Source organism: Candidatus Cloacimonadota bacterium (assembly GCA_011372345.1).
Taxonomy (GTDB): Bacteria; Cloacimonadota; Cloacimonadia; order Cloacimonadales; family TCS61; genus DRTC01.
Genome location: DRTC01000681.1, coordinates 1 through 5,743 on the forward strand (window position 1 = coordinate 1; position 5,743 = coordinate 5,743).

Below are 5,743 nucleotides of genomic sequence, written 5' to 3' on the forward strand. Positions count from 1 at the left end.
AGGCATATCCCAGAAACAGATCAAACCGGTCTTGTTTTTAGGGGAGATTTCCCAAAAGTGCTTTAATGGTATAGAAAATAATAAGTTAAGTGTCATATTAACAGGTTCTGTGTTACAGAACCTGTAATTTTAAAGGAGGAAATATGAGAAGATTATTATTGTTTTTATTCCTGTTATCAGGAATTTCATCCCTGCAAAGCCAGGGTATGATCATCGATCATGAGTGTATCGACATCAGTCAAATCCCTTCGACTGTTATCGATGATGTACAGTCAGACATCAAATGGCATTACGCTCATACATCACACGGAGAACAATTGACCTGGGGTTTACAGTTTTTAGAAAACAGTGATCCTTCTCTTGCTTATGAAGTAGGATATCAGTACTTACCGAATGTTGCCGGTTCTCTCTGCATTTTTGATGGTCAGGAAACTGATACTTACATAACACCGGATCTTTATTGGGAAACTCATACAGGCAGAACAATGACGCAAAATGTTCTGGATAATAATCCTACCATCAATGTTTCGATGTGGTGTTTCTGCACACAATGCAATTATTATAATGCATCCCAGATACAGAATTATCTCGATACAATGGCAGACTTTGAAGCAGCTAATCCCGGAGTTACTTTTATCTATACGACTGGAAATGCACAAACAGACGGAGCCGAAGGTTATAACCGTTATTTAAGAAATGAGCAGATACGGAATTATTGTATCACCAATAACAAAGTTCTCTTCGACTTTGCTGACCTTGATTGCTGGCACAATGGAGTGATGAATTCTTATGAATACGATTCTACTATAATTCCATTACAACATCCGGATTTTGATGGAGATATTTACGGACACACAACTCAAGCATCATGCGAACAAAAAGGAAGAGCTGTCTGGTGGATGATGGCAAGACTTCAAGGTTGGACTCCTGTTCCTCCTTCCGGATTTACAGTAACTCCATCCGCTATAAATTTTGGAGAAGTAAATATCGAAGAAACCGATTCCGAGATCTTCACCCTCGAAAATGTCGATTCAGTTCCGATCGTTATTGACCAAATACTATCTGATGATCCTGCATTCACCCTTGTCGATCTTGATGCCAGACCAGGAGATCGACTTTCTGGTTTTACACTTCCAGTATCAGGAACTCGAGACATCCAGGTTACTTTCGATCCTGATGCAGTTCAGTCATATTCAGGAACAATAACTATTTATTCCACACAAGTCGGTAATTCTACAGTTGCTGTCTCCGGAGAAGGAACTGATTCTCCCAGTGGAGGTTATCATGTTTGCGGTGATGTGGATGGAACCTGGAATTATGATCTCATTTATGTTGATTGCGACCTGCAAATTCCACATGATTATACCCTGACTATCAATCCTCCTGCCGGAGGAACAGATATTATTTTTACCGGTCATTACAAATTCTCTGTTTCTGGAAGATTAGTGATCAATGGAACAGCAAATGATAGCATTCGATTCCATGCTCAAAATCCAACAACCGGATGGTATGGATTAAGATTTTACGATATTTCCTGGAACGGAATGGATTCCAGTAAAATAACTTATACATCATTCAAGGATGGAAATGCTAATGGTACTGGTTGGGAAAACGGTTTTGGCGGAGCAATGTTCGTTTATGAATCATCACGTCTGCGAATTGAAAATTGTCTTTTTGAAGGAAATTCTGCCGATGATGGTGGAGGTGGAATTCATATCAGGTATTCATCACCGATTATTAAAAATTGCGTTTTCCGAGATAATTCTGCTTCAAACGGTGGAGCAATTCAATTCAACGGTGCAAATGGATCTCTGGATTATTGCCTTTTAAATAATAACAGCGCATCCTACGGAGCAGCAATTTATATCGGCGGCTGCAGTCCGGAAATTTTCAACTGCACTATTTCTGAAAATACTGCATCGACAAATGGTGGAGCAGTTGTTCTTTATGACTGGTCATATCCAACTTTGACAAATTGTATCTTATGGAATGATTCTCCTAACGAAATCCACATTCTCGTTGATGGCGGAACACCTGATCCGACATATTGTGATATTGATGGAAGTTGGACCGGAACCGGAAACATAAACTCCGATCCATTATTTGAAAATCCTGCTAATTATGATTTTGCTCTAACTTCAGGATCTCCCTGTATCGATTCCGGCGATCCGTCTTCACCAAATGATCCAGATGGAACCAGGAATGATATGGGAGCATATTATTATGATCAGAATGCTCTTTCTGCTCCTGATGTTGTCATCTTCTATTCCGCCGGTACTGTAACTCTCGATTGGGATGCAGTTATTGGAGCAACTTCTTACAATGTTTACAGCGATCCAAATCCTGAGGGAACATTTTCCAATTTGGAACAATCCGGAATTACAGCTACCGAATGGAGTGAAGCTGTTTCCGGAGATCTGAAGTTTTATCAAGTAACAGCAGAAAATTAATGTAGCACGAAATTGCATCTCGTGGCAAAAACCCATTTTACAAAAAATGTGCGACAGTATCCCCATCGTCCCGATGGGAAACGAAGTTAAAAAAGAATCCAGAAACGAAAACCACCAAGACGGTGGTGATACAAAAAATTAAATACCAAAATGGTGAATATTCAGGAGGAAAAATGAAAAGTTTTGTTTTAGTAGTTTTAGTTTTAATAGCTGGCAGCATCTTCGCAACTAATGTTTCCGGAGATGTGAGTGGAACCTGGGATTTTGCTGGAAGTCCATATCGGATTGTTGGAGATACGAATATTCCAATCGATGAAGTTTTAACAATTGAAGCAGGTGTGATAGTTGTTTTTGATGATTATTATGAATTTCGCATTCGCGGTCAATTGCTGGTAAATGGAACAAGCGAAAATAAGGTTTATTTCATGGCTTATGATCCTTATACGGTTGGCTGGCAGGGTTTATATTTCTTTCAAACGATCATTAATACACAACCTGCTTCAGTTCTGAATTACTGCTACATTACACATGGAGAAGCGGTCGATGGTGGAGGAATCAATTGTTATTATGCAGAGATTGAACTAAACAACTGCAACATTTATAACAATTCAGCAACTAGTGACGGAGGTGGGATTTATGCTTCTTTCTCCACGCTTACTTTGAATAATACAACCATCGAGGATAACTATGCCAATCAAAGCGGCGGGATAGACTGTCATCAATCCAACACAATGGATTTGACCAATGTCGATATCATCAACAATGACGCAGAACAAACCGGCGGCATGTCTATTGATTGGAGTTCGATCGTAACAATGACTAATGTTTTGATCGATAACAATACATCACACGGTTATGGCGGCGGACTTTATATTGGAACAAATTCAGATGTTACTTTTGATACTGTCACGATCAGCAATAACAACGCTGACATTGGCGAGGGTGGAGGAATGTACCTTTATCAGACGGTAACTCTGACTTCACCTGGTTCCGTTACAATCAGTGATAATTCAGCTGGTTATGGTGGCGGAATCGTTTGCTACAACGACTGCAGTCCGAACATTTTTGATTATCAAATTCACGATAATTTTGCGAACTGGTATGGCGGCGGAGTTTACTGCTATTCCAACAGCAGTCCGGAGATTAATTCCCTGATCTATGATAATGAATCTGGAAATTCCGGAGGTGGAGTTTATATATATGAATCTGCTCCGCTTTTGAATGACAGTGAGATCACTGAAAATACAGCAGGAGTTAAAGGCGGAGGTATCTACTCATATAACTCAAACTTTATTTTATATGATTCTCTTGTTGAAGATAACACTTCAGCAGATGCCGGCGGCGGACTTTATCTGGGCTATAATTCATATCCATCTCTTGAATCTTCTACCATAATCAACAACAGGTCTATCAAAGGAGGTGGAATTTACTTCGATTCAAGTGCTGGAGCAAACTTTAATATGTTCGCTCGCTGCGATCTTTATTCTAATATTGGAGCTTCCGGAAATGACTTATATTCATACGGAGGTTCTACTCCGATCGAAGTTTATGTTGATTATTTCACTGTTGCCAATCCCAATGATTACTTTGCTCATCCGATCGGGGATTTCATTTTCTCCATCCTGAACAGTATAGAGACGCAGGTTGCTGCTGATCTTTATGTCAGTTCTTTTGACGGATCCGATCTTAACTCCGGTCTTGATGCAGGCAATCCTCTCAAAACAATCACCAAAGCAATGACCAAAATCGAAGCAGACGCAGGAAATCCTCGCACGATCTATCTGGCAGGTGGAACTTATTCAAATGGATTTTCCGCAGAAACTTATCCGTTGAACTGCAAAGATTTTGTGACAATTTCCGGTAGTAACAGAGAAAACACTTGGTTGGATGCGGAAGATAACAGCACTGTTCTTTATCTCGACGGAGATGAATCCGTAACGCTTGAGAATCTGACGGTGATGAACGGTTCGGCAACTTACGGTGGCGGTGTTTATTGCTCTGATTATTCTGATCTTACCATGCAGACTGCTTATGTTCGAGACAATTATGCATCAGAAGGGGGCGGGGTGATTTACTGTGCCTGGGATTCCAACCTTGATCTTTCCAATGTTGATATTTATGATAATAATTCCGACATTTTTGGCGGCGGGATCGAAGTAACTATCAGTTCTTCCATCACAATGAATAACGGAAATATCTATTCCAATACTGCAGGCAATGGCGGAGGACTCTATTTAAGCGTTTTGATCGCAGAACTGAACAATGTTAATATCTATGAAAATACAGCGGACAGCGGTGGAGGTATCTATGCGGAGATGTGTATGACAACCACTCTGACTGCATGTGTCATTTGCGATAATATTGCCAATTTCGAGGGGGACGGAATTTACATATTTGGGGATATGATGCCGTTTACGATCGATATGATTGATTGTATTGTCTGCGATGAGATTTATGAATTTTCTCCCTACCTGGGAAGATATGATTTCATCAACGCTACATACTGCAATATCGCGGGAGGATGTGAAGGAGTAGGAAACATCGATGTTGATCCCGAATTCATTGATCCTGATAATGGAAACTATCACCTCTCCCCTACATCTCTCTGTGTTGATGCAGGCAATCCTGATCCTGCTTATAATGATCCGGAAGATCCGGAAAATCCCGGCTATGCTCTATTTCCAGCCCTGGGAACTATAACTGCTGATATGGGAAGTTACGGTGGACCTGGAGCCGATGATTGGGATGAACCTGAAGCAACTCCACCCTCCGCACCGGATAATGTAACGATCACGATCACATATAACGGAGCATTTATCCAATGGGATGCAGTCCCTGAAGCAACTTCTTACAATATCTATGTGGCGGATGCGAATGATCCATACGGAACTTATTCTCTATTGGATAATACAACCGAGACAGACTGGACAGAAGCAGTTGGTGCGAATGAGAAGAGGTTTTATTATGTGACGGCGGTCAATTAGCATAGCACAGAATTGTATTCTGCAAAATAAAAAGATAAACCTTCAAGGTTTCGCGAACTGATGTTCGAATAACCTTGAAGGTTTTTTCTATTTTTGTAGGGAACAGGCATGCCTGTTCCCTGCATTATATCTCCAATTAAACACATAGAAAAGTCAATTCTTTATATTTCAGTAAGATCAGAACTCCTGACCTCTAAAAATTATTTATTTGATAAATCCGTTTATAATGCTTGATTATCAAACATAATAATTTTTAATGAAAGAAAATAAGATGACACCAAAATGTGGAAAATAAGGTTTGATGGTGTC

The 5,743-nt window shown here is 40.1% G+C and carries 2 protein-coding genes; both read left to right on the top strand.

Going from position 1 to position 5,743, the window contains the following annotated elements:
* The first annotated feature begins 143 nt into the window (after nt 1-143).
* Complete coding sequence (locus ENL20_13070; protein HHE39479.1) at nt 144-2,450, top strand: hypothetical protein; 2,307 nt, start codon at nt 144-146, stop codon at nt 2,448-2,450.
* 173 nt (nt 2,451-2,623) lie between these two features.
* Entirely contained in the window at nt 2,624-5,434 is a 2,811-nt protein-coding gene (locus ENL20_13075; GenBank protein ID HHE39480.1) for a hypothetical protein, read from the top strand.
* Nucleotides 5,435-5,743 lie beyond the last annotated feature (309 nt).

What these genes read in the sequence shown, in the direction of transcription:
- ENL20_13070 (HHE39479.1), top strand. Translation starts at nt 144, where the DNA reads ATGAGAAGATTATTATTGTTTTTATTCCTGTTATCAGGAATTTCATCC.
- ENL20_13075 (HHE39480.1), top strand. Translation starts at nt 2,624, where the DNA reads ATGAAAAGTTTTGTTTTAGTAGTTTTAGTTTTAATAGCTGGCAGCATC.